The organism is Mastigocoleus testarum BC008 (assembly GCF_001456025.1).
Classification (GTDB): Bacteria; Cyanobacteriota; Cyanobacteriia; order Cyanobacteriales; family Nostocaceae; genus Mastigocoleus; species Mastigocoleus testarum.
Genome location: NZ_LMTZ01000001.1, coordinates 257,590 through 283,524, shown reverse-complemented (window position 1 = coordinate 283,524; position 25,935 = coordinate 257,590). Strand labels below are relative to the sequence as shown.

Below are 25,935 nucleotides of genomic sequence, written 5' to 3'. Positions count from 1 at the left end.
ATCAAGAAGGGATGAGGGTAATGGATAGGTTTTTATTACCAATTACCTGTTACCCATTACCCATTATCTATTCCTTAAATTTTTCAATGCTCAATCTTCCAATAATTTAATTATCCTCTGCAAAACTTGTTGTTTTTCCCGCTCGGTGATTTCTGGCTGAGAATTATTCAATGTATCGGGATTGATCCAAATATCTGCATATTCGATATTAACGCAATTAGATGCAATAGTATCAATCCATTTTCTGGGGTCGAATCTATCATTTTTAGTTATGTCATCTAATATTTGCTCAATTACTGTTTCTGCTTCCATCCGAATAAAATCTGAACTACGACCTGAAAGTTCTACTTGAAAAGGTAAACCTTCTGTGTGACGCTTGACTGTCCAACCATCCCAGTGTCTTAATATTTTACTTACAACTCTTTCATCTGTTGGTCTACCCCACCATACCCAAATTTCTTTTTCAAACAAATTTAAATATGCTCCACTGCATACTTTCTCTTCATCTGGAATTGCTACTGGGTCACAACTTTGAAGGAGTTCAAATAAACTTGAACCGGTGGAAAGTAACTCAGTAAGATAATTATCAAATCTATAATCTAAAATCAGTTCTGGATGATATTTAACTGTGAGAAGAGTCTCAGTACAATCGGTTTTGCTATTTTCCAACCAACCTCGATAATTTTTCCAGTGATAATAATCAATATCTGTTTGTACTTGCGAAATATCTATTCTTAAATATTGGGCTATATCAATAATTCCCTGTTCAGCCCAGCGAATTCCCCAACCTTCCCAATTTAACTGGAGCAGGGAAATGAAATATTTACGAACTGCTGGATACTCATAACCATCACCACCCCAAAATATCAGCTGTTTCTCATGAGTATCTACGAGTACTGCACCTTCACACCATAGGTCATCCAATAAGGTTTCTACAGGTTGCAAAGACTTAATATAGTCAATGGTAATTTGGGGACCATAAAAAATATCTTTGGGAATAGAAATTGCACCCCAATGAGAATAGTAAATGTTTATTTCCCTGTTTTGGATAATAACGAAATTGGATCTGTGTCCCATATAACCTCACCCTTAGACATTACAAGTTACAACTTGATTTATGGCGTTTCAGCGAACAAAAACTCCTCACTGATACTTAAACAGTCCATACTGTGAAGAAACCTAGCGAAGTTTAGTCTCGCCAAAACCAAAGTATAGTACTAATGAACTATAGTCAAGTAGCAAGGTTATTTGATGCTTGTTAGTCTTGACAGCTATAAGTATAAGAGGGTATTAAGAAAGCGTCATCCTTGTTGTTAAGGTTATTTCCTAATCAAAAAATTTACTGCTACAAATACTTTTACAATCAATGGGGAAGAAGTATGGGATAAGTTTATCTCAATCAACTAATCTTATTGATTAAGTTATAAATATTACTTAGTGATGCATTGTTCTCTGGTGGTTTGTTTCTCACCGAAGTCAGAAATATTGAAACTAGTGGAGGGGTAAATCCTCCTTAACCCCTCTACAAGCAAATTAAATTTCTACAAGCAACTAGAACTTTAAAACTGGGGACTCATTAGTAAAATTTGCCTAACTATAATTACCAGCGCGATCGCAATTGTTAAAACTAGGGTAATTTTTCCACCAGGAGCAAGAATTTGATGGTCGTTATTTGAATCGCGATCAGTTTCCCGTTGTTTCCAACTCATCAACGCTGGAAGAATTCCCCCTAAAATTGAGATACTAAAACTTCCTGCATAATCTAGAGCACCAAAAAATATGTTGGGATTAATTAGTGATAAACTCATCGGCGGAAACATCACCAATGAGATTACTGGTAAACGGGGAACGGGCTGATTAATCTCAAACAAATTCATGTCTTGGAAAAAATCCCGTAAACCAAAGAAAAAGCCAATAAAAGAAGTTACGATCGCAAACTCTGAAAATACAGGAATTAGTACTCCCAAAATATTCTGTGCTCCATGGGTGTAGAGGAACTGTAAGGGGTCGAAAACTGTTTCCCCCGAGGAAATATTCTCCACGATTTGAGGACTAATACTTCCTAAAATTACAGCATTCCATACCAAGAACATAACTAGAGGGATCGAAGAGCCAATAACAATTGACTTGCGAATCTTTTGTATATCCCCTTCCAATTGGCTAACGATGACTGGTACGACGCTATGAAAAAACATCGCCACCAACATTACGGAAACAGCCCCAGGTAAAGCTCGCCAATCTTGAAATAAGAAACGTACTGGGTGAATCTGCGTTCCCTCTAGAAAAACTAGCCCTAAAAAGGAGAAAACAACAATAACAACAAAGATACTATTTAACTTCTCTACAAATCTGTCTCTTGCAAGATACAAAATGCTACCAAAAAGCGAGGTAAACATTATTGCTCCTACCCACGTCGGTAAAGCCCCATCCATACCCAATAAGTGAGAGGCTCCACCCAAGAGAATATCACCACCACGAGCTATATATGCTACTAACAAACTGTAATGAAAGAATAAGAACGCACCCCCAGCCAACCTACCAGTAAATGTACCCAGTGTACCTTCAACTATTGACAAGAAGCCTAAATTCGGACGTCCTTCTACACGCATCCTATTTAAGGTGACCTCTGCAATTAAAAGACCCGAGATCAATACATATAGCCAAACTGCAAATAACAGTGCCGTAGATGGAACTATACCACTTGGTAAAGTGACCGCTGGTAACGCCAAAATTCCTGCCCCAACTGTATTCCCTGCAAGCAAAGCCGCACTTCCAAAAACACTACCGGGGTGATGTTTTAGTTGGTTACCATCCTTTTCTAAATGAGAAAATAGACGAGTAACTTTTGGTTCATCAGACTGGATATTAGTTTTTATTTGGGTCATGCTAGGGTAAGTGTATTTTTCCAACCAGAAATTAACTTATGTAAATCATTTTAACAAAAAGTTTTTAATAATTGTTAAGTCGAAAGGAATAACTAAGTTTCTTCCTTAATGTATGAATAAAAATATTTATCCTCTTTCCTTTCACCTTATTCGTTATAGCATATCTATTTATTTGGAATATTATGTGTCTGTGACACAGCTTATAATGCTTATTAACTTTGTTAATAAATAACAAAAAATTACTAAATTGCCCATTACTAATTACTAAATAATCCCACTTCCTTTAGATGTCAATTTCTATTCGTCTGCTCAAAGAAAGCGAACTAATGCAAGCTAACTATATTTTTCGGGTTGCTTTTGGTAAATTTGTTAAACATCCAATTCCGGAGAATTATGGTAGCGATCTAAACTATATGAATCGTTGGTATAACAATCCAGAAGCAGCATTTGCAGCAGAAATTGATGGACAAATAGTAGGAGTTAATATAGCTACTAATTGGGGTAGTTTTGGACTATTTGGTCCCCTTATTGTACATCCAGATTTTTGGGAGCAAGGTATTGGGAAAAAATTAATTGAACCTGCGATCGCATGCTTTGAATCTTGGAACATTAAACAAGCAGGATTTTGTACATTTGCTAACAGCCCTAAGCATTTGTGCTTATATCAAAAATTTGGTTTTTACCCCCGTTTTCTGATTGCATTTACTTCCAAACAACCTCAACCTTACCAACAAGCTTTGCAAAGAATTAAATATTCTCAATTAAGTAATTTGGAGCAAATGGAATCTCTCCAAAGTTGTTATGAATTAACAGATACAATTTACGATAATTTGGATGTTAGAAGTGAAATAACTACAGTAAACAGCAAAAATTTAGGCGATACTATTCTGCTTTGGGGTAATGATACCTTGTTAGGTTTTGCAATTTGTCACTGTGGAGAAAATACAGAAGCAGGTAAAGATACTTGTTACGTGAAGTTTGCAGCTGTGCGTCCAGGTAAAGAGACTGAGCAGTGGTTCGAGCAACTCTTACGAGAGTGTGAAAAATTTGCTATGGAACAAAAACTATCTCGTTTAATTTGTGGAATGAGTACGGAACGCGATCGCGCCTATAAAAAAATACTTGCTCTTGGTTTTAAAATTGATAGATTAGCTGTGGCTATGCATAAACCAAATCAACCTGCTTACAATCGCTCTGATGTCTTTGTTATTGATGATTGGCGTTGAGAGATACATTTGGTTGTTATATGTCAATACGGTTCAGTTAAGGTTGAACCATAATTATTTTGGGCATGTAGAGACGTTGCATGCAACGTCTATAGCAACCGATTTAGTCTTATCTGAACCGTATTGTGTTATATGTCTGCATAAAGTAAAAATAATGTAGCTTTATTGCGGTGATTTTGAAATTTTCGTCCTCTATACTCAGAGGTGCAATATACGATCTGAGAAAATCCTATAGTGTCTTTACCTCCATCTAAATTTTCCACTATAAATTCAAATCGCAAAGCAGGTGCTCTCAAACGTTTGCGTACTCTAAGTCGTATTTTAGATCGTGGGATCGTAATTCCGGGAACAGGTATTAGTCTTGGTCTGGATCCGATTATAGGATTGCTGCTACCTGTAGGTGGTGATATCTTGGGGCTTTTACTTTCTGCTTATATTGTTGTGGAAGCCTTACGTTTAGGTGCTTCTACTGAAATAGTAGCTAAAATGCTTCTAAATATTATTTTAGATACCCTAATCGGAGTAATACCAGTTTTAGGAGACGTGTTTGATTTTATCTAGAGAGCTAACGAATATAATCTTAAGCTACTTGAAGAACACTTGCAGTAACGCACCATTCCAAACTTTAGAATTACAGGTTATTAAATTCTTATTCTTAAAGTGGTACGCGAATCTATTGTAGAAAACTTTGTTATGTAATATTTAGAAATTCAGTTTAACGATTCAGTATGATGTAAGATATGCTCTGTGGGGGAGATACACTGATCAAATCCTATTATGTCCTTACCTCCATCAAAATTTTCCACTATAGACCCAAATAGTAAAGCAGGCGCTCTCAAACGCTTGCGTGCTCTAAGTCGTATTTTAGATAGTGCGATCGTAATTCCGGGAACAGGTATTGGTCTTGGTTTGGATCCGATTATAGGACTACTACCCGTAGGTGGTGATTTCCTAGGAATTTTACTTTCCGCTTATATTGTTGTAGAAGCTGCACGTTTGGGTGCTCCTGCTGGAATGCTAGCTAAGATGGTCCTGAATATTATTTTAGATGCCCTAATCGGGGCAGTACCAGTTTTGGGGGATCTGTTTGATTTTACCTGGAGAGCTAACGACTATAATCTCAAGTTAGTTGAAGAACATTTACAGTTTCCCGGTCGCAAAAGGGATCGTAACGTATGGTTTATTGTAATGTTGGTAGCTGGCTTATTACTTCTCACTATCGGTTTAGTTTCCTTAACAGTAATGATAACTAGCTTTTTGGTAGGATTATTTACAGGCAAATAAAGCACACACAATAGATTATTTTTTTAAATAAATGCAAGATTGGTGGCAAAAAACCTTTCCCAAAGGTAGACAATACTTAACGATTACTGATGCTAGTGGCTATCCCATGCAAGTAGCTTACGGAGAAAAAGGAGTAGGGAAGCCACTAATTTTATTACATGGTATTGGTAGTTGGAGCTACAACTGGCGTAAAAGTATTGAGCCATTGTCCCAACATTTTCGGGTAATTTGCTTTGATGCTAAAGGTTTTGGCTTTTCGGAAAAACCCCAAGATCGTCGAGAGGTTGAAGGTCACCAAGCGATTGAATTTGAGCGCATTATTAAGGAATTATGTGACGAACCAGCGACGGTAGTTGCAGAATCTTTAGGAGCGTTGATTGCTTTAGCGCTTGCTCAAGAGCATCCTCAAATTATTGGGCGATTAGTGGTGGTGAATGTCCCAATCTTTACAGAAGCTTTGCCTCATTGGGGCATGAGATTATTTTCCCACACCCCATTAGAAGTAGTTCAAATAATAGATCGTTTGCGTTTGACGTATTTATTCGCACCCCTGATTAGAGAAGTTATGGCGATTGAACGACGTGAGGTGCTGTTTGACCCATCAATATTAACTCCTGAGGATATTTATTGGATAACTTATCCGTTTATTGAATTTCCCGGGACTTTAACCAAAGCAGCTGAAGAACTACAAATAGCAGATCGAGAAATCAAAAATTGTAAGTTCAACAAAACTGGTTTATTAAGCAAGATACAAAATAACCTAAACTCTGTAGATTGTCCCACATTAATATTGTGGGGAGAGCAAGATAGTTGGTTTCCTATTGCTCATGGTTATAAGTTAAATCAATGTTTACCTAACTCTCAGTTGAAAGTTTTAAGAAATTGTCGTCACGATGCTTCATCAGGTGCTTCTGAGGTCGTTAATGAAGAAATTATTGAATTTTTAATGGGAACTGATTTTATTTAATCGAATCTTATTTTCTAAAAAAAAGACGTTGCATGACAACGTCTAAATCTTATGAGTCAAACATAATTTATTTCAAATTTTATTGTTCATAAAAATCATAAATATTAGACAGTATTAATGAATAAAAAAAAAGGTGGGAGGAAGCATATCAATCGCTTTCAAACTCCCACCCTGACATTTGTCGCTGAAGCGTAGAGAATTTATATAAACCATGCTGTACTTTATTTTGGGGGCTAACGTGTGGGTCAAGAACAGCATTCGTATATATTTGATATTCTCATCGCGGCAAATGTCAAACCTGATTATTGTTTTACAATTATCTAAATTTTAGTATTTAGATGATTTTGTGACTAATCTTTATTTTTGAGAAAGGTAGACAATGTATCAACTATTTATTGAAATGGTGTGATACACCCTGACAACAACACCCTTGAAGTCGTTTATCTTTATATAAGATATCCTGCCAATTTTGGTTGAGGTTGCCATTTTGGCAACTTTATCTATAAAAATAAAAACTGTAATTAAAGCAGCAAAAACAAAGTAATTATTAGTGCTTGTAAGTAGTTTTTATTGTTTTTATATTAATATTTAATATTTAATTAATGGTATTTTCTCGGAATAATAATTATTTATTCTGGTGTTCAAGTAGAGAAATCGTTTTCATGTAAGGATAGATGCCATTATTTAGTATTGGATGGGATCGATTCCTCATTCACATGAATGAGCTTATTCAAAATATGGAAAAGAAGAGATTAAGTCTCAGGATGTCTGAGAAAAGATTAAATAAGTTACGGGCTTATGCGGCGGATAGAGATAAGACTATTACATCTTTGGTCGAAGACTGGATCGACTCACTTCTCAAAAGGAGATAGACAAAAACAGCGCTATCCTCTCTCCTCTATCGGCTAAAGGCTGATTTTGTCGGAGGATGCACCGTTTTTGTCCCGGCATTCCTCCGCACACCTAATTGAGTACAATTTAGGTGTAGGACTCCTGCTCGGTTAAAGTTGAGTTATAGGTAGATGGAAAGGAATTTTTCTATTTGTAATTCTTTCGTGTCTATAATTTTTTAGATCTCGATCCGAGCAAAATGTCAAACAAGCAATCCAAACAAATCATTATTGTCGGTGCAGGACCTGGCGGTTTAGCCACAGCCATGAGGTTAGCTCATTTGGGCTACAAGGTACAGATTTTCGAAGCAGCAGATCGAGTCGGTGGTAGAATGCGCGGCTTTAATGACGGAGCTTATGGATTTGATACTGGACCAACAATTTTACAAGTACCCCGTTTGTACGAAGATTTATTCGCAGATTCGGGGTTAAAGTTATCTGATTATATTAGCTTTAAACGTTTAGAACCCAATACTCGGATTTGCTTTTGGGATAATACTCAACTCGATCTAACATCCGATTTGGATGCTTTCAAAACCCAACTAGCAGCGATGCGTCCCGATCTACCCGCAGCTTTTGAACGTTGGTATGAAGAACATATTCGCAAATACGATGCTAGTTATGACGCTTATTTGGGTACTCCACCGCGTTCTATCTTAGGTTATTTACGGCTTGATGAAATTCTTGCTGCAATACCGTTTCGTCCTTGGGAAAGTTTATATCAGCATTGTTGGCGCTTTTTTCAAGATGATCGCTTAGTTTATGCTTTGAGCTACCCTTCCAAATATTTGGGAATGCATCCAACTCTTTCCCCAAGCGTTTTTAGTTTGATTCCTTATTTGGAATTTGCTGATGGAGTATGGCATCCTGAAGGAGGTTTTCGCAATCTTGCAGCTGCGATGGGTAAAGCTGCAACAGATCTAGGTGTCACCATTAATTTACAAAGTCCTATTAAACAAGTTTGGATTGAAAATGGTCAGACTCGGGGTATTGAACTAAAAGAAGGAAACAAAATTCAAGCTGATGCGGTAGTGGTAAATGCAGATTTTGCTCATGCTGTGAAAAATATACTGCCAGATTCAGTCCGCGATCGCCGCTATACTGACAAAAAACTCGATCACATGCAATTTTCTTGTTCCACATTTATGTTGTATTTGGGAATAAATAAACGCTATGAAGATTTACCCCACCACCAAATTTATCTTTCCGAACACATTCGCAGACGACAAAAACCTTGGTTAGATGATTCGGCGCTAGATGAAACAAATCCTTCTTTTTATGTGTGTAATCCCAGCATCATCGATCCGGGTAACGCACCTGAAGGTCACAGCACCTTATATGTATTAGTCCCAATTCCCAATACTTCCCATAATGTAAATTGGGGAAGCAAACAAAAATCATATCGTGATTTCATTATCAACAGGATGCATCTATTGGGTTTCAAAGATGTAGAAAAACATATTGTAACCGAAACTTGTTATACAGCAGAAACTTGGGTCGATGACTATAAAGTTCATCTCGGTGCAGTTTTTAATCTCAGCCACAACTGGAATCAACTAGGTCCTTTCCGTCCTCCTATTCGTTCTCATAATACTAAAAGATTATACTGGGTTGGTGGTGCAGTCCATCCTGGTAGCGGACTGATTACAATTTTAGAATCTGCAAAAAGTGCGACGGTATTTATTGACAAAGATTTCTAAAAATAAAGATTCATAAAAATTCTGCGCTGGGCATATAGAATTAGCCATAGGGCATTTTACTCGCAGTATTTTCTGGCACGAAGTGACTAAAGAGATGCACTTAATTGTGTTTTTTAAGTGCATTTACTAATCTCTTTTTTTGTCTTTTGAGTCGCTAATTTCAGTATAAAAAATACATTAATCTATATACCGAACCAGCTTTTGAGTAGTGAGTTTGACGATTTTCCGCTGTTATTTACCTCTTATTGATTTCCTAACAAGTATTATGGTATTAAATATTACCCATAGGCTATAAATTCTACCGGATGTCGGAAACTTATACTTGGTGGGAGCATAAAAACTATAAGAAAAAATAGGATTATTGGAATTGCATTTAAATTCAGCGTTATTTACAAGTAAGTCTAATAACAGACAAATTGCAAAAGATTCTGCTCCCAAGCGGGGCTTATTTTGGGCGACTCGAACCCGCATTCTCGTGTGGTATGTTTTGACTATCACTATTATTTCTATTGTCTCAATCCCAATATTTCGCGAATTATTGTATATTCGCGTTGATGAGCGAGTTCGTAAGGACTTGGTCAAAAGAATACTTGTATTTAATACGTTGATAGAAAATGAAGCTAATACTTCGCTATCTGCATCAGATTTAGCAAAGCACCCAAATTTCAGCAAAAGTCAAGTTTTCGATCCTCGTTTTGTGCGTCCATCTTCCCATAAAGAACTAAAAAATTTTTTCGATCTATTTTTGAGCGAACAACTTCCAGAAGATGAAACATTTTTTATGACTTTCGTTGATGGAAAATTTTATAAATCAAATCCCCGAGGACGACCGGAAATTTTCGATAGAGATACAGTATTAATGCGTCGTTGGGCTAAATTAGTTAAACCAGAAAGAGGCGAGCAAGAATTAGCCGACCCCAAATTAGGTGGTCTAATCTACATAACTCAACCAGTAAAAATACGAGGTAAGAACTTAGGAGTATTTGTCATCGCTCACACTGTAGCTGACGAACGTCAAGAAACAATTGAAGCGACCACAGTTGTCGTTCAAGTGATGAGCGTGGTTATGTTAGGGGCTTTGATGCTTGCTTGGATTGCTTCTGGAAAGGTATTAGCTCCTTTACGTTCTTTAAGTACCACTGTGCGTTCTGTTAGTGAATCCGACTTAAGTCAACGGGTTCCAGTATATGGCAAAGATGAACTTGCAGATCTAGCAAGCACTTTCAATGACATGATGGATCGATTGGAAGCAGCTTTCACTACTCAACGTTATTTTATTAATGATGCAGGACAAGAACTACGAACCCCTATTACTATTATTCAGGCCTATTTGCAGCTAATATGTAATGACGCTCCGGAAGAAGTGGAAAAAAATGTCACGTTGGTATTCGATGAATTGGATCGAATGAGCTCAATTGTAGAAGATCTAATAATACTTGCGAAAGCGGAACGTCCAGACTTTTTAAATGTAGAAACAGTTGATGTGAGTAGTTTCAGCGAAGAATTATTTGCTAAGGCTCAAGCTTCGGGAGAACGTAATTGGCGCGTAGATCGAGTTGCCGTAGGAGATATTGTAGTAGATCCCGAACGGCTAACACAAGCTTTTATGAACCTGGTACAAAATGCAATCCAACATACAAAAAGTACTGATAAAATTACAATTGGTTCTTCAATTACTCAAAATACAGTAAAATTCTGGGTGCGCGATACGGGAGAAGGGATTGATGAGCAAGAGCACGAAAGGATTTTTGAACGCTTTGCTCGCGCGAGTAGTATTTATAATTCCCAAGGTACTGGGTTAGGATTATCTATTGTCAAGATTATTACAGAAGCTCATGATGGAAAGGTAATACTACATAGCAAGCTGGGAGAAGGTGCTAACTTCTGCATGGTTTTGCCAGTTGAGCCGATTAACTTAAAGTAAAGTAAAATTCTTGCTTATGCTGAGTTTGCTGTTACTGATAAAATTCCCAAAACTATCTACAAAAAGTAAATATTAAGTAATTTAGATTAAGTAACCGATCCAAATTTATAGTACTGGGTAATTTCGTAGCACCACGTAATAAGATTAGGAAATTTGTAAATTTGTAAATTCTATTTGTCATACGGACACGCCAAGCTAGAGTCTGCGGCGTCGGGAGATCCGCAAGGTGACAGCATGTCATATTTCGACTTTCGACTTGCGCGTAGCGCTATATCTTAAATATTATTCAAAATATTTCAAAATAAATCAAAATATTCACAATCAAAATGCCGATATCTGCCGCTAATAGACTACGAAAATTACTTGAAAGTCCAGAAATTTTGGTAATTCCGGGGGTATATGACTGTCTGAGCGCCAAACTAGTGGAACAGGTTGGTTTTGAAGTTGCTGCAACAAGTGGTTTTGGAATCGCTGCTTCGACTTTAGGATTACCAGATTACGGTTTTTTGAGTGCGACTGAAATGTTCTACAGTGTGGGAAGAATAGCCCAATCCATAAGTCTTCCCCTAATTGCTGATTTGGATACTGGCTATGGTAACGCCTTAAATGTCATGCGGACTGTTAGGGATGCTGTGCAATTGGGATTAGCGGGAGTAATTTTAGAGGATCAAGAATCTCCCAAAAAATGTGGGCATTTTGAAAACAAACGAGTAATATCTGAAACTGAACATGCGAATAAAATTCGTGCTGCAGTAGAAGCCCGTGCTGACAGCTGTTTGGTAGTGATTGCTCGCACAGACGCCCGCGCACCTTTGGGTCTCGAAGCTGCTATTTGTCGTGGGAAGGAATATATCAAAGCTGGAGCAGATGTATTATTTGTTGAAGCACCCCAGTCTAAAGATGAATTACAAAAGATTGCTGCAGCTTTTCCCAATGTACCTTTAGTAGCGAATATTGTTGAAGGTGGTAAAACTCCCCAACTCTCAGCTTCTGAGTTGCAAGAAATGGGTTTTAAAATAGTATTTTTCCCGTTATCTGGTTTATTAGCAGTCACAAAAACGATGACTGCTTGTCTGAGTCAGTTGAAAGCAGAAGGAACTACAGCGAATTTTCCCGATTTTATAAAATTCCAAGAATTCCAAGAATTAATTGGCGTCCCCAAATATTTGCAGCTAGAAAAACAGTTCGCTGTCACTGAGACAAACGATGAGTAACTTGAATCGGTACAGATGCATCACCTAGCTAGCATCGCTAGATTACGGCGGATTTTGAATTATTCCAACAATAAAATTCTTTTTTGCCGTAACCTAATCTACTTTATAATTTATCTATAAGAATACTCCAATAAATACTATTCATTTTTTCTATCGTCAAACAACAATTAAGTTGTAAGCTCTAATTTTTTAATAGTGATTTAATTGCTAATGGGAGCTTTGTGAGGTAATTAAAATTTACTTGTGCTAGAGCGAGATAAAACCGATCGCAAATAGCGCGTTAAGTAAGATGAAGCGAGTCTTTTCACATATTTATTTTAGTTAAATCTGAAGTGTAATGTATATTAATTTGCTTTAGATGTATATGTGATTGTTTCAAACAATAAACCTGAAAACTCTTATAAAGTGTGGATTTGAAAATTTATTACTTTGCTTAGTAAACACATTTTATTGTAATAATAAATCGATAAAATTCGAGTTCGGAAGGCTGATTTATTTGGCATATGAGCTCAACATCAAGTTACTATTCCTAATAGGTTATTTTTAACCATGCTTTTGAATCACTTAAACGTCCACTGTAACAAGTGGATGTTTTACTTTTTAGTTCCCTATTTTGATTGTCCGAACTAACATCAACAATTAAAGGTATTTAGCCATGGCAGTTCTCGATTTTAGCGAACAAGATCTGGTTGGAAATAATTTTGATGGTGATAATCTAAATGGTTCTACCTTTTTTAAGGCTACTTTAACTGATGTCTCATTTGTTGGCACTTTGCTTAGGGGAACTAACTTTGAAGAAACAAGTTGGTTAAACGTTAACGCAAGTAACGCCAACTTTAGACCCAATACAAACTTCCCAACAACAAATCTTTTTAAAGCAACATTAGAGAATGTTAATCTGAGTGGTGCTAACCTACGGGAAGCAAATCTATCAGAGATTAGTACTAACGGAATCGATTTATCTAACGCTAAATTACAGGACGCAAACTTATTCAAAGCCGAACTAAGCGGCGAACAGGAAAATCGACCAAATTTAACAGGGGCTAACTTTAGCAGAGCAAATTTAACTGAAGCCAATCTCAAAGCTGCAGACCTGACAGATGCTATTTTTACAGACGCAAACTTACAAGGAGCTAGCTTTGAAGCTAACATCATAGTTAACACAAACTTTACAGGGGTTGATTTTACGGGAGTTAGCTTCACAGATAATAATCTCAACAATTCTATTTTTGATAAGGCAAATCTCAGTGGCGTCCAATGGACTGATACCCTACCAGTAGGAGGACAAACTTCAACAAACTCCAGCTTTCGAGGTGCTGACTTAACTAACTTTAGTGCTGAAGATGTAAATCTTGGTGGTGCTGACTTCCGTGACTTTGACGCTAATACAAAAACTATCCTAGATGGTATTAGTTTGGCTGACTCCGTTCTCAACGGTGCTAACTTTACTGACGTTTCAGCGGAAGGTATCTTTCTGGAAAATGCAGATTTAACCGATGCTATCTTTAATGGAGCCGACCTGAGTAATGCAAATCTTAATAATGCGATCCTAACTGGAGCTAGTTTTACCGGAGGAGTTGAACTCGATAACGCTTTCCTAGAGGGAGTCGACTTAGGTGGAGTCGATCTCACGGGAGCCGATCTGACTGGAGCCAAATTAAAGGGTGCAAACCTCGCAGGAGCCGATCTGACTGGAGTCAATCTCAGTGGAGCTGACCTAACAGAGGTTAATTTAACTGGCGCTCAACTAGATGATGCGAATCTGCAAGACGCTATTTTAGAAAAAGCAAACTTAACAAATGCCATATTAAGTGATGGTGAAGACCCAGATACAATTGGTGCTGACCTGTCGGGGATCTCATTTGTTGATGGTATTGCAGTCAACGGTGACTTTATGAATGCTCTGCTTATTGATGCAAACCTGAGCAAAGCTGACTTCACTGGAGCTAACTTAAATGGAGCGGACTTGACTGGTGCAAATTTAACAGACACTATTCTTCCAGGTAATACAATTATTTGACTCCAATGAAAGTAGTCAGGACTTACGCAAGTGTCACAATTGGTGGTCGGTGCGTGACGCTATAAGTCTGATTCTTACGTTCAGATATTTTCACAGCGTCACACACCCTACAGGAAAAATATGCCAGTTGTGTAAGTCCTGGTAGTAATACTTTGATTTCTTTAACAGCCTTACCTTTATGAATTTAATAATCCCCCTAATTATTTTCTTAGAGGGGGATTTTTCTTAGAAGTATTTTTACTTATTCTCTAACTATTACTTAATTTCTTTGATACCTGTAAGTTACTCCACTAACAGCACCCATTAACAACCAAAAGATTGTATTGAGACGTAAATCGAAAAGACTAACATCAACGGTATTGAATAAAATTAACCCACCCAAAACCACAAGATAGCTAAAAAATATTAGCCGGTCTTCCTTTTGGTAGTTAATAAATTTGATAAATACTTTAATTCCTGCAACCAAAATCCAAATAATCAAACTGCAAAATATAATAGTTGCAGGTAAACCAGTTTCTGCAGATAGCATCAAAAATAAATTGTGGGGATGACCGAGCCATATTTGCATTTTGGCTTGATACAGTGCAGTAAAATTCCTTAATCCCCAACCAGTCCAAGGGCGCTCCTGAGTTAACGACCAAGCAAATCGCCATTGAGTAGTACGCATTAGCTCCACTGGTCTATCTGGATACATTTGGTCATTCAAACGCGCCCATAAAAATTCTGGTACAATCCGGCGAAAGAATTTGGCGATCGCTAAAGGTGCAAAAGCTGCTAATAATACAAAACTTGTAAATCCAGTTACAGCAGCAACTAAAATGCGCCAACCCCGATTAATTGCATAGACGAAACATGCTAACAGTGCTGTTACCCAAGCATTACGAGAATTAGTTAAAATTAATGCAACAAAATTAATAATGACTGCAATTGTTAGAAAAATAAAATTTGGCGAAATACGTCTTATTAACTCTGGTTTAACTTCTTTAAGATTTGAACTTTGAAGATTTGAACTTTGAAGATTTGAACTTTGAAGATTTAAACTTTGCAAATATTCTAACCACAAACCCAAACCCAAAATAAACACAATCGTCAAATAACCGGCAAATATGTTAGCGTACATAAATACCGAAGCCATACGTCCTACAGGATTTCCCCCTGCGATGATTGTCCATCCAAAAATATTTTCCCATTCTGCTGGGGTAGACCAACCAAAAAATAATTGTCCAAAACCAATCAAGACTATTGGTAAAGACGTAGTAACTAAGATCCAAGATAACTTTCGAAGTTGTATAGTCGTTTGAATTATAATTCCAAAGACCATAAATGCCAAAAAGAATGGCAACAAATTAAATAAGCCCAACACAGCCACTACTCGTTCTTGGGCGAAAATAGTTACAATTATTAAAATAATACCCAGCAGAGCAAAGCCCTGATTAATTGGGCGGTTTACAATCTTCTGAAATTGTCTTAATCCAGTCAATAGTGCCAAACCCAGGGTAACAGCTCCTAGAGTTGGAAACAAAGGTAACAGTAGTAATCCTAACTGAGTGCAATTCCAGGAGAACTGCAAACGAGGGTTTGGATGTCGAAAAGGGTTTTTTAAGCTAATTCCCAGCATTCTGTGCGCGTCAAACGAATTTGAGCTAAAGCAAATATAGTCGGAATTATACGACCATAATTAGTTGCGACCGCTCTCCAACCCAAATCCGCAAAAAACCACATCCACATAACCGGACCTAAAAAAGTTAATGTACTGCGAACAGCGCCATAACGAGCAGCACTCAGAGCCATTCCCCGGCGAGCCATATGCAAAGTGACATAATTATTAAATTGACTTACAGCAGCCGCAGAACCTTTAATCGCAGTTTGTCTGGCGATATGATAACTTGCAAAATGTGCAGCAAATTGACGGGCAATATGTTTGAGTAAAAATGGTTGTACCACAGAAGTTAAAGCAAGTGCGCTACCAGCTTTAAAAATCAAGCCTAAGGGGTCGCGTTGCAATGTCAAAGGTAAAGGTTCTTTGAGTTCCGACTGCGCCAAATGACGTTGGATGCGGAGTGTCATTTGCTGCTGCTCGCTCTTAGGTAATTTCCTCCATACTTTTCCTAGGAGGTGTAAAAATACTTCAGCTTCCAAATCAATGGTTGTTAGTTCAGTTGAATAAGGAATTTTCAGGTGCTTGCAGACCTGAATTATTGCTTCGCGGTAAGTTACTCGTTTGGTTTTTCCACGTAAAACAGTAATTCCATCTGCGGCTAAAAACCGGAAGCGTTCTTCAAGAGAATCTAACCAAGCTTTACGATCTTGGCTTTGGATTTCTATTGGTTCGGGTGTATTCACATAATCTAGAGGATTAAATTTACGACTGAACAAAATCGCGGTCAAATCCTGCAATTCCTCTTCAGTAGCTATTTCTAGAGCTGTCCTTAGTTCATCCAATTTGCCTTCCTCCACATCCTACAGCTTAAACCTGTACCTTATTCTACTATTTGGGAATTAGGTATTGGTGTTTGGTTATCAGGTAATAGATATTTGCTTGAAAATAGTTAGTCTAAGTTGTAAATCCGTTACATATCAAGTGAAGTCGCAGAATCTCCATCTAAAAATAAAGTTGCTTGGGGTTTTTGACGAAGAATAGAAGCCGGAAATTTTTTTGTAATTTCTCCAAATAACATTTGCTTTACAACTTCTGCTTTATGCTGTCCTGGTGCGAGACAAAGTATTTTTTTGGCAGAACAGATTGTAGGAATGGTCAAAGTAAAGGCATATTTTGGTACGCTTTCCAAATTAGGAAAATGCCCTTGGGTCACTTGTTGTTGATGATTTACAGTATCTAGCTTTACTAGTTTTACCATATAGGAATCTTGAAAGTCAGCAACTGATGGTTCGTTAAATGCTAGATGTCCATTTGCTCCCACCCCCAGCAAACATAAATCAATGGGTTGAGAATGGAGTAATTGAGTATAGCGATCGCACTCCTTTAAAGGTTCTAAGGTATCCCCTTCAATGTAATGAAATTTTTGTGGCTTAACTTTTTTCTCTAACTTCTCCCGCAAATAGCAGCGAAAGCTGGAAGAATGTTCAGCATTAATCCCTAGATATTCGTCTAAATGAAAACAAGTAATCCGCGACCAGTCAATATTATTTAAACTAGTCAGAGCATTTAAAAATTTAAGTTGAGAGTTACCTGTGGCAAATATTACTCTAGCTGTTTCCCTAACCTTGAGAGTACTATCTAAAGTTTTCTGAACTACTTGGGCTGCATCTTTTGCTAGTTCAGTATCAGAATTATAAACTCGTACATTTAACTCATTGATGCGAAAAAGTTTTTTAGCACTCGACATATTTCAATGTATAAATTATTTGCATTCTTTTTTGACACGTGCTGATAATCCAATTTTATATATGTTTGTCTAAAATACTGCAGTTATGATTACGAAGTGAAACAAGAAAATGTAAAATATCTAAAGATAATGTTTACTGTTGTTTACATTAACTGCTATTTAGCTCTTAAAAAGAAGGCATGTTAAGCGCAATTCTCTTCGATCTGGATGGAACAATCATCAACACAGACCCAATTCATTACCAGATTTGGCGGGATATTCTCCTCGAGTATGACGTAGAAATTGATGAAAAAATTTACAAATCTCGTTTTACTGGTAGGCTAAATCCAGAAATTATCAAAGATATGTTACCCAATTTATCACCGGAAGAAGGTGAGAAGTTGGCAGAGGAAAAAGAATCAAGATTTCGGAATAAAGCTCACGAACTCAAACCTATTGATGGTTTTTCTCGCTTAATCGCAATGACAGAAAAACACGATCTTAAGCGAGCACTAGTTACCAACGCACCGACCAAAAATGCTAGATTTATGCTCAATATTTTGGGGTTAGAAGAAATTTTTCATACTGTCGTAATTGCGGAACAAGAAGCAGCAGCAAAACCAGACCCCACACCATATCGAGTAGGTTTGGAAAGGTTAGGGGTTAGTCCCGAACATGCGATCGCCTTCGAGGATTCTCCCAGTGGAATTACTTCGGCGCTTGGTGCTGGAATCCGGACAATTGGTGTAGCTTCAACTGGCGAACCAATAAAAATGCTGGAAATGGGTGTATTTATGACTGTTTACGACTTCAATGATTTGACGATGTGGACGTTTCTTAATTCCCAGATTGGACTGGATCCCGTTGGAGTAAATATTTGACGATTGGTAATGAATAATAAGTAATGAGTAATGAGTAATAAGTAATGAGTAATGAGTAATGTTAGCGCCCAGCGGTAGCGTACCGGATCCGCAAGGTAGCGCAGCTATAGGTATTGCGGGGCGCGACAGCGCACAGTAGTGAGTAACGAGTAATTGGTAATTTGGTCTTCCCCATCCTCCCACACTCCCCACACTTTCCCAATCCCCAATCCCTAATCCCCAATACCTAGTAGTCCACCACATTAATTTTGATAGGTAAATTAAGGTTCGTAGTAGCGCTTTAGCGCTTTAATATCAAGACTTTGCCGGGGCTAAAGCCCAACTACAAACCCCTCAGAACTTATGTGGCGGAGTACTAGTCCCCAGTCTAATTCCCAATCCCCATCTGCGCTAGCTCTACAGCACCCCATAAAGGTGCGTCGTCTCCCAAGTTTGTTGGTAAAACTTCAAAATTTATCTCTGGTAGAGCAGTTTCTCGGGCTGTTTTTTGTAGAACTTCCCAGAAATAATTCCCTGCTTTTGTTACCCCACCACCCAATACAAATAGTTGGGGATTAATTACATTCGCTACATTACCAATAGCGACACCTAAAGCCCAAGCAGACCGAAATAAAAATTCTTGCGCTAACTTGTCCCCACGATTTGCGGCTTCGCTGATAATTTTGCCCGTTATTAAATCTAAGTTATTTTCTACTAAATTCCTCAATATTTCTGCTTTTTTTGGTTCCTTTCTCAATATTTCCTTTACGTCCTGCGCCATATAAGGACCAGAAGCTAACCTTTCCACACATCCCCGTTTCCCACATAAACATAAAGGTCCGTCAGGATCTACGATCGCATGTCCAATTTCACCAGCCATTCCTTCAAAACCGCGCCAGGGTTGACCATTTAGGATCCATCCACCACCAACACCGGTGCTGACAGTAATATAAAATAAACTGTTATGACCCTGACCCGCACCAAAACGATATTCTCCTAAAGCTGCAACATTTGCATCGTTATCTACGTTTGCATTAACACCAAATTTATCCTCAAGCAGTTGTTTTAAAGCTATGTTTTCCCAACCTTTGACATGATGGGAAAGTCTGACTGTGCCAGTATTTGCATCTACAGGTCCGCCAAAACTGACACCGATAACGTCGGGTTTTTGACCTTCCAATACCGAGTCGATTAATTCATACATTATGGTCAGGTCAGTATTAGCATCTGCGTTTGTAGGAGATAAGCGACGTTTGTAATTCAGCCACTCCTTTGAGGCATAACTGACTAATCCTGCAGCTAGCTTAGTACCACCAAAATCAAGCGCTAAAATATTTTTCACTTTTATATGGAAAATAGGCTTTACGCTCATACAAAAATAGCATGAATAAAAAACAGATACATTTCATCTTTGGCTTAAACTTCTTGAGTGCTTGGGAACACTGTCTAGGCTAATGTCGAAGCTTTAGTGACAGGCTCGCTCCTAAGGATTCACCCTACGCTATCACGAATCCTAAGAGTGATGCACCACCGGAAATCTAACACAAAAAATAACCCGCTGATTTCTACTTTCTACATCAACAGTTGCTTGTAGAATCTGTGCTAGTTTTTTTACTAATGCTAATCCCAACCCAGTACCACCATACTTCCAAGGATCGTTATTGGGGATGCGATAAAATTGATTAAAAATTAATTCCTGCTCTTCTACAGGGATTTCTACACCCGTATTAATAACACGAAGGGAAATTTCTGATTTGTTAGCTTCAGTTTGAATTGTAATTATTTCATTTACTGGAGTATATTTACAAGCATTGTGCAATAATTCTCGAACGATCCGTTCCAACATCATTGGATCTGCCGCAATCTGTAATTCTTCTTCAGCTAAATCTAGAGTTAATTGCTGTTGCTGATTGCGAACGGGTGTTAAATGTAACTGTACAACATAGGGAATCCACTGATTTAGATTGATTAACTCTAGTTGTACAGTTTTGGATTTTGCGTCTATATAGCAAAGAGTAAGTAAATCGTCTATCAGTTGTTTCTGTCGCTGACATGATTCGTGGAAAATCTTGATAACTCGCTTAAAAATAGGAGACCTATGAGGATTTTGTTGATTGGTTAATAGAGTTTCCATTGTTTGTGTAGCCAACTGAATACTACTCATAGGGGCCTTTAATTCGTGAGTAATAGTTTTGAGGAAATCATCTTTCAACTGATTGAGTTTAGCCAATTGTGCGACTTGCTGATTAGAAGCTTGGTATAATCGAGCCTGACGAATAGCGATCGCACAGTGAGAAGCCACCTGCTGCATCAGTTCAATTTCTAAAGTCGTAAATAGCTCTGTTGGCGGTCTAAGCCCCCAAAGATTACCGATAATACCGCGGTCGTCAAAAATCGGGCAAGCTAAACGATTAACTTGAATCTCTTGAGGATTGAATTGAGGAATTTTTTCTACTAATTGAACCGGAATTTTTTCTAACAGTTGTTGATAAAGTTCAGGAAAATCTTTAATATTTCTCCTGGCTCCCTGACACTGGGGCAGAGTAATACTATGTTCGTAGGCAATAGTTGCTGTTATCTGTTGTGAATCGTAAAGTTCGATTTGACAGCTACTGAGTTGGAGGACTTGAGCTAGCTCCTGGGTAGCAGTTTCTAGTATCTGGCTTTCATTAAGACTGTCGCGCAACTTATCGGTGATACGGCGTACCAAGGCTTCAAAATCTAACCTTTGTTTTAGTTCCTGATTTTGCTTGCTTAGGGTAGAGCGCATTCTTTGCAGATTAAGATGAGTTTGAATGCGTATTAGAACTTCTTCTTGTTCGCTAGGTTTTGTGATATAGTCTACACCTCCCAATTTGAATCCTTGAACTTTATTGACAGTTTCTGAAAGTGCAGTCAAAAAAATTACGGGTATTTCTCTCGTGGAAGGTTTCGCTTTGAGTCGACGGCAGGTTTCAAAACCATCAATCTCAGGCATCAAAACATCTAACAAAATTAAATCCGGGGTTTTAGATTGAGCAATCTGTAAAGCGCTCTCACCGTCTTCAGCTAACAAGACTTTAAACCCTTTTTCTTCTAAGTAGGAAAATAATACTAGTAGGTTATCGGGGCTATCGTCTACGATTAAAATGACCTCTGAGTTTGTCTTTTTCTCGTCTACTTCTGCTCTTGCTTCGCCGTCTTGATAATCGGTGACAAAACAATCACTAGCTTGGGAAAACTTTTCTAGTTCGCCACTTTCCTGATTTTGCTCGCCAGAACCTTCTCCTGATGAACTCCCCATTAACTTGGCTAAAGTTTTTACCGATTTGGACAATAGCTGTTGACGATAAGGCATAAGTCTAAGAGCAAAAGCCAGAATTCAAATTTTTTGATCGAATGTTATTGTTCCTTGATGTTAAATTATATAACAATTTTCATTAACTGAAATATAGTTATCCAGATTGATTCATGGGCAAATACCATACGAAATTTGATTTCATAATGTTAAAAATTTTACTATTGACTGGCAACTTAAATAAAATTATAACAACAGAGAAATAATGGCAGAAAAAGTAGAATTCTCTGGTCGCCATCCCATGTAATTAAATTAAAGATTTAGCCCCTGGAAATTGTGAATGAAGATGTTCTAAAAAAATGACTGTATTTTCGTTAGTATCACCCTACTCGCTCACTTTTTGATACTCTACAAAGATTAAAGTTTAGCGGTCATTTCAGCTATAATTACTAATTTACAAAAATAATGTTGTTTTAACTTGTCACAAATATGACAACAAAAATTTCAGAATTTAATAGTACTAGCAAAGAAATTGAAACTTGACACCCAGAACCTGAAGCAAAAATTTAGCTTCATTGCATAATTTAAATAAATATCTAATTCTTTTTCTATATCTATACAGTGGATCTGATTTTCAACTGATTTGTCTGAAAATTGGATCGGATTATTTTGTCTTTTTCATAAATCGACCTTTTATTTTATTAACTCACTAAACTTTAATTTACCGAGTGACGATGCAAAACTTTAATCAACCCAAGGATAATAGCTATAAAGATGTAGGTTTAGAAAAGGTACTACAACAAGTTAAACAAAGAATAGAAAGAGATGAGCTAATTATCAAAACAACTGATCGACTTAGAGAATCACTTCAAGTTGACCGCGTAGTCTTATATTATTTTTATAATCAGTGGAGCGGACAAGTAACTTTTGAATCTTTGAATCAAAGCAAATACTCAATTATTGGTTCCACAGGTCCGGATGAATCATTTAATGATGAATATGCCGCTATGTATTTGCAAGGCCGGGTTAGAGCAATAAATGATATTGAAACCGCATCCATTCACCAGTGTCACCGTGAATTCCTTCGAGAACTACAGGTTCGTGCAAATTTAGTGGTACCGGTTCTAACCCCCAAGGGCTTGTGGGGATTATTAGTTGCTCACCATTGTCAAGCACCTCGTAATTGGTCAATTTCAGATATTGAAGTCATGGAACAAGGAGCACAAATTTTAGCTACATCTCCTACTATTTTAAGAAGTTGAACAATCTGTAAAGCACTCGTTGGAATCTCGTTAGCTAAGAATCCCATCATTAAAGGGAAGCGTCAACTAGTAGTTCTATTGCCTTAATTAAAGCAGCATAATCGTTGATTGGTTTAGCAAAGAACTCGTTCGCTTCGGAATCAGCTAGAAGTGATTCGCGTTCCCTTAACGTGGCATAAGCTGTCAAAAGAATAATGGGAATGGTAGCTGTTTCTTTGTTGGCTTTTAGTAAACGAGATAAGTCAGTACCACTGACCTCTTTTCCACACCAAAATGCCCCCGGTAGATTGATGTCCATTAGTATTATATCTACTTCCCCTGCCGTACACAGTTCAAAGATAGTCTTAGGTTCGTCAGTTAGCTGAACCTGATGTCCGCCAATACGTTTAATCAGTTTAGCGGTGCTTTTAGCTAATGCTAAATTATCTTCTACCAATAAAATTTTTAAACTTTTCATATTTTTTCTCATTTGCAGCTTTGGGGCTGTTCGTAAGCCAGCCCGGAAGTCCGGTGATTGGTTCTCAGCAGGAAGGACAGTTAAATATTATCCCGACTAACTTCTTTAAACTGGGCTGAAGCCCACAGACTTTTAGCCGTGGGTTGCTTATTCTTCTGCTCGCGGTAAGGTAACAGTTATTGTTGTTCCTCGATTTCTACCTTCACTGAAGAGTAAAATCTCACCTCCCATGAGTTCTACTAATTCTTTGCAGATGGTTAGCCCCAGACCTGTACCCCCATAACGTCTGTGGATTGAGCTATCTTCCTGAACAAAGGCATCAAAAATATTAGTTTGTTTGTCGGGTTCAATGCCAATACCCGTATCGGCTAAAGAAATTTCTACTAAAGACTTTTCCTTCGAAGATGTAGTTTCACTTTTGCTAATAGCCTTGAGGTTAATTTCTCCTTGCTGAGTAAATTTAAAAGCGTTATTTAAAAGGTTGCCCAAAACCTGTTTTAGCTTGATTTTATCAGCACAAACACTTATTACTTGACAGTCCACGGTCAATTCAATACCTTGTCGTATAGTCTCAGATTGAAAAAGTTTATATTGTTCCTTTAATAAGGGTTTAAGTTCAACTATTTCCAGATCGGCTTCCATTTTTCCTGCTTCAATTTTGGCAATATCAAGGATATTATTAACAATGTAGTGAAGATTTTCTGCCCAAGTATGAGCAGTTTCAATGTACTCTAATAATTCTTCTTCATTATCATAGAAGCCTTCTTTGAGAAGTTTAAGGTAGTTAAGAACTGAAGCGAGGGGAGTCCGTAATTCGTGACTTGAAGAAGATAAAAATGCAGATTTGAGACTACTTGCTTTTTCTGCTTCCCTACGAGCATTTTCTAGCTCTTGGTTTTGCATTTCTACTAACAAGCGCTGCTTTCGTTCCTGACGGTAAAGTCGATCTTGCATGACTGCTATGCCCAAGTTGTTACCGAGGGACTCAATCAATTCCATCTCATGTAGCTTCCAAGGTTGAGCTTTTCCTTGGGTGAGTTCTTTCCACTCTGCAAAGGATTGACGGGGACGTTGTTGTCGTTCATCATCTTGATAATTACCTGCCCACAGTTTTTCCGTATCTATCGACCGACGAAAAATAGCTAGATTGCCCAAAGTTTCTTGCTTGTAACGTAGGGTCATTAAAAGTAAACTACGGAGTTTATTTTTTTTAAGAGCAGGTAATAAAGTTTTAATTAATTTTTGTTCTTCAATATTATCAATTACTCTGACTTTTGTGTCGTTCAGAGCTAAACCTTGCAGTTGTAACCAATCGGATGTAGAAAGGTTTGGTAAAGAACCATATTGGTAGAAGCTAATTTCCGATTTTTCGGCACCATTCATACATAATAAACCCCCTGTTCCACCAATTGCAGGAACTATTTTTGATAGTACCGTAGGTAAAATTTTGTCGTTTTCTAAGGGAGAATGTAGGAGTTGAGAAATTTGATTAATTAAAGCTTCTCGTTGGGCTTTTTGTTGAACCTTATTAAATAAATTGGCTTGAGTGATCGCCATTTCTAGCTGTTCGCTGACAATTTGGATAATTTTTAGATGGCTCTTAGAAAGAGCTTTAGCACGACGGTGATGAGCAATGAGTAAGCCCCAAAGTTCCTCGTTACATACCAGGGGAACCACTAGACTGGACTTAACACCCATCAGCGTGAGATATTCCACATGACAGGGATCTACAGGACGTTGCAGTAGATTGTCAAGAAAAGATTGACGCACTTGTTCTACCGTTAATTCGTCGGTAGCTGTAGATGGAAGCCTATCTGGTTGACTTAGACATATTTGTTGTTCTTCCAAATCAACTATAGAACGAACTCTTGCCTTAAGAAATAGTTCTCGTGCCCGAGGTGGAATATCTCCTGCAGGAAAATGCAACCCTTTGAGCGATGGGAGGTGATCGCCATTTATAGATTCAGCAATTACTTGACCGTTACCGTCTTCATCGAATTTATAGATTTTCACTCGGTCAGTTTTGAGAAAATCTCGAACTTCTGTTACTGCCGCATCTAAGATGTCTTGCGACTCTAGGGACTGTCTGATTTTGCGAGTTATTCGATTGAGTAGTTCGATCTGATTCAAAATTTTCCAGGAGCTTCTTCACCTAAATCTTATCAGGATGCTCTACAGCTGTACCTAGAACAAGTCTTGCTTTTATAATGCTGCAATGTAAATTATATCTCTAGATAGATGATACTTTATATCTTTAGTATATTAAGGCTTAATTCATACGCACGATAATTTAAGTAATGACACTTTCTTAAGTATTTCTTAAGATTTGAGCTTATTATATTTATATTGCTCCTTGTTACACAAATGGATGTAGACATAAAGATTATCCGTATGATCTGGGCTTTCGTAGAGACATCAAATCCTGGAAGTCTTTTGAAGCTTTCGGATAGTGAATTAATCCAAAAATTAATTGATGAAGTTGAAAAAGTATCTTCTCTTAGTCCAGAAGATAGTCAAACTCTCTCAAAATATGTTGGTTTAAGGACGCCGTTGATTAGAGACTTAGTTTATGCAAAATTTGAATAAAATAATTTAAGTAAGTAGGCGAGAAAAAGTAAACTATGTAAATAAATATAAAATGTT

The 25,935-nt window shown here is 37.6% G+C and carries 20 protein-coding genes; 11 read left to right on the top strand and 9 right to left on the bottom strand.

Going from position 1 to position 25,935, the window contains the following annotated elements; all coding sequences use genetic code 11:
* Window positions 1-90: 90 nt before the first annotated feature.
* On the bottom strand, window positions 91-1,077 hold the full coding sequence (locus BC008_RS00975) for a hypothetical protein (protein WP_027842906.1): 987 nt from the start codon (window positions 1,075-1,077) through the stop codon (window positions 91-93).
* Window positions 1,078-1,559: 482 nt separating this feature from the next.
* Window positions 1,560-2,885 carry an amino acid permease gene (locus tag BC008_RS00970; RefSeq protein ID WP_036265230.1) on the bottom strand — a complete coding sequence of 442 codons (1,326 nt, stop codon included), beginning with the start codon at window positions 2,883-2,885 and terminating at the stop codon, window positions 1,560-1,562.
* A gap of 287 nt (window positions 2,886-3,172) precedes the next feature.
* On the opposite strand from BC008_RS00970, the gene BC008_RS00965 reads away from it, so the two are divergent.
* The 8 genes from BC008_RS00965 (at window position 3,173) to BC008_RS00925 (ending at window position 14,110) form a co-directional block, all read left to right on the top strand.
* Window positions 3,173-4,111 (top strand): GNAT family N-acetyltransferase, encoded by a 939-nt coding sequence (locus BC008_RS00965; protein WP_027842908.1) that lies wholly within the window; start codon window positions 3,173-3,175, stop codon window positions 4,109-4,111.
* A 234-nt stretch (window positions 4,112-4,345) separates the two neighbouring features.
* A complete protein-coding gene (locus BC008_RS00960) occupies window positions 4,346-4,672 on the top strand; it encodes a DUF4112 domain-containing protein (RefSeq protein WP_063800726.1) in 327 nt (108 codons plus the stop codon).
* A 216-nt stretch (window positions 4,673-4,888) separates the two neighbouring features.
* Entirely contained in the window at window positions 4,889-5,395 is a 507-nt protein-coding gene (locus tag BC008_RS00955) for a DUF4112 domain-containing protein (protein ID WP_027842909.1), read from the top strand.
* Between the two features lie 31 nt (window positions 5,396-5,426).
* A complete protein-coding gene (locus BC008_RS00950) occupies window positions 5,427-6,362 on the top strand; it encodes an alpha/beta fold hydrolase (protein ID WP_027842910.1) in 936 nt (311 codons plus the stop codon).
* A gap of 1,090 nt (window positions 6,363-7,452) precedes the next feature.
* The gene (locus tag BC008_RS00940; protein ID WP_027842911.1) at window positions 7,453-8,952 is read left to right on the top strand and encodes a phytoene desaturase family protein; all 1,500 of its coding nucleotides are present in this window, start codon (window positions 7,453-7,455) and stop codon (window positions 8,950-8,952) included.
* Between the two features lie 367 nt (window positions 8,953-9,319).
* On the top strand, window positions 9,320-10,876 hold the full coding sequence (locus BC008_RS00935; protein ID WP_027842912.1) for a HAMP domain-containing sensor histidine kinase: 1,557 nt from the start codon (window positions 9,320-9,322) through the stop codon (window positions 10,874-10,876).
* Between the two features lie 326 nt (window positions 10,877-11,202).
* Window positions 11,203-12,090, top strand: a complete 888-nt coding sequence (locus BC008_RS00930; protein ID WP_036265232.1) for an isocitrate lyase/PEP mutase family protein — start codon at window positions 11,203-11,205, stop codon at window positions 12,088-12,090.
* Between the two features lie 655 nt (window positions 12,091-12,745).
* The gene (locus tag BC008_RS00925; RefSeq protein WP_058182957.1) at window positions 12,746-14,110 is read left to right on the top strand and encodes a pentapeptide repeat-containing protein; all 1,365 of its coding nucleotides are present in this window, start codon (window positions 12,746-12,748) and stop codon (window positions 14,108-14,110) included.
* A 259-nt stretch (window positions 14,111-14,369) separates the two neighbouring features.
* On the opposite strand, the gene BC008_RS00920 is transcribed toward BC008_RS00925, so the two are convergent.
* The 3 genes from BC008_RS00920 to BC008_RS00910 all read right to left on the bottom strand — a co-directional run bounded on the left by BC008_RS00920 (window position 14,370) and on the right by BC008_RS00910 (window position 17,457).
* The gene (locus BC008_RS00920; RefSeq protein ID WP_027842914.1) at window positions 14,370-15,728 is read right to left on the bottom strand and encodes an O-antigen ligase family protein; all 1,359 of its coding nucleotides are present in this window, start codon (window positions 15,726-15,728) and stop codon (window positions 14,370-14,372) included.
* Window positions 15,710-16,552 carry a YaaW family protein gene (locus BC008_RS00915; protein WP_027842915.1) on the bottom strand — a complete coding sequence of 281 codons (843 nt, stop codon included), beginning with the start codon at window positions 16,550-16,552 and terminating at the stop codon, window positions 15,710-15,712. Before BC008_RS00915 ends, BC008_RS00920 begins: the two co-directional genes overlap by 19 nt.
* 128 nt (window positions 16,553-16,680) lie before the next feature.
* The gene (locus BC008_RS00910; protein ID WP_027842916.1) at window positions 16,681-17,457 is read right to left on the bottom strand and encodes a glucosamine-6-phosphate deaminase; all 777 of its coding nucleotides are present in this window, start codon (window positions 17,455-17,457) and stop codon (window positions 16,681-16,683) included.
* A 179-nt stretch (window positions 17,458-17,636) separates the two neighbouring features.
* Here BC008_RS00910 and BC008_RS00905 point away from each other — a divergent pair, with 179 nt between their 5' ends.
* The gene (locus BC008_RS00905; protein ID WP_027842917.1) at window positions 17,637-18,317 is read left to right on the top strand and encodes an HAD family hydrolase; all 681 of its coding nucleotides are present in this window, start codon (window positions 17,637-17,639) and stop codon (window positions 18,315-18,317) included.
* Window positions 18,318-18,684: 367 nt separating this feature from the next.
* Here the strand turns inward: BC008_RS00905 and BC008_RS00900 are convergent, their stop codons facing one another.
* Together BC008_RS00900 and BC008_RS00895 are read right to left on the bottom strand one after the other, a co-directional pair.
* The gene (locus tag BC008_RS00900) at window positions 18,685-19,638 is read right to left on the bottom strand and encodes an ROK family protein (protein WP_027845930.1); all 954 of its coding nucleotides are present in this window, start codon (window positions 19,636-19,638) and stop codon (window positions 18,685-18,687) included.
* Window positions 19,639-19,809: 171 nt separating this feature from the next.
* A complete protein-coding gene (locus BC008_RS00895) occupies window positions 19,810-21,633 on the bottom strand; it encodes a hybrid sensor histidine kinase/response regulator (protein WP_036267753.1) in 1,824 nt (607 codons plus the stop codon).
* Between the two features lie 674 nt (window positions 21,634-22,307).
* On the opposite strand from BC008_RS00895, the gene BC008_RS00890 reads away from it, so the two are divergent.
* Window positions 22,308-22,835, top strand: a complete 528-nt coding sequence (locus tag BC008_RS00890; protein ID WP_027845931.1) for a GAF domain-containing protein — start codon at window positions 22,308-22,310, stop codon at window positions 22,833-22,835.
* A gap of 49 nt (window positions 22,836-22,884) precedes the next feature.
* On the opposite strand, the gene BC008_RS00885 is transcribed toward BC008_RS00890, so the two are convergent.
* Together BC008_RS00885 and BC008_RS00880 are read right to left on the bottom strand one after the other, a co-directional pair.
* Window positions 22,885-23,292, bottom strand: coding sequence for a response regulator (locus tag BC008_RS00885; protein ID WP_082650450.1), 408 nt, complete (start codon window positions 23,290-23,292; stop codon window positions 22,885-22,887).
* 147 nt (window positions 23,293-23,439) lie between these two features.
* Window positions 23,440-25,422: an ATP-binding protein gene (locus BC008_RS00880; protein ID WP_036267756.1), complete on the bottom strand. Its 1,983-nt coding sequence runs from the start codon at window positions 25,420-25,422 to the stop codon at window positions 23,440-23,442.
* A 234-nt stretch (window positions 25,423-25,656) separates the two neighbouring features.
* Between BC008_RS00880 and BC008_RS00875 the strand changes: the two genes are divergently transcribed.
* The gene (locus BC008_RS00875; protein WP_027845933.1) at window positions 25,657-25,878 is read left to right on the top strand and encodes a hypothetical protein; all 222 of its coding nucleotides are present in this window, start codon (window positions 25,657-25,659) and stop codon (window positions 25,876-25,878) included.
* Window positions 25,879-25,935 lie beyond the last annotated feature (57 nt).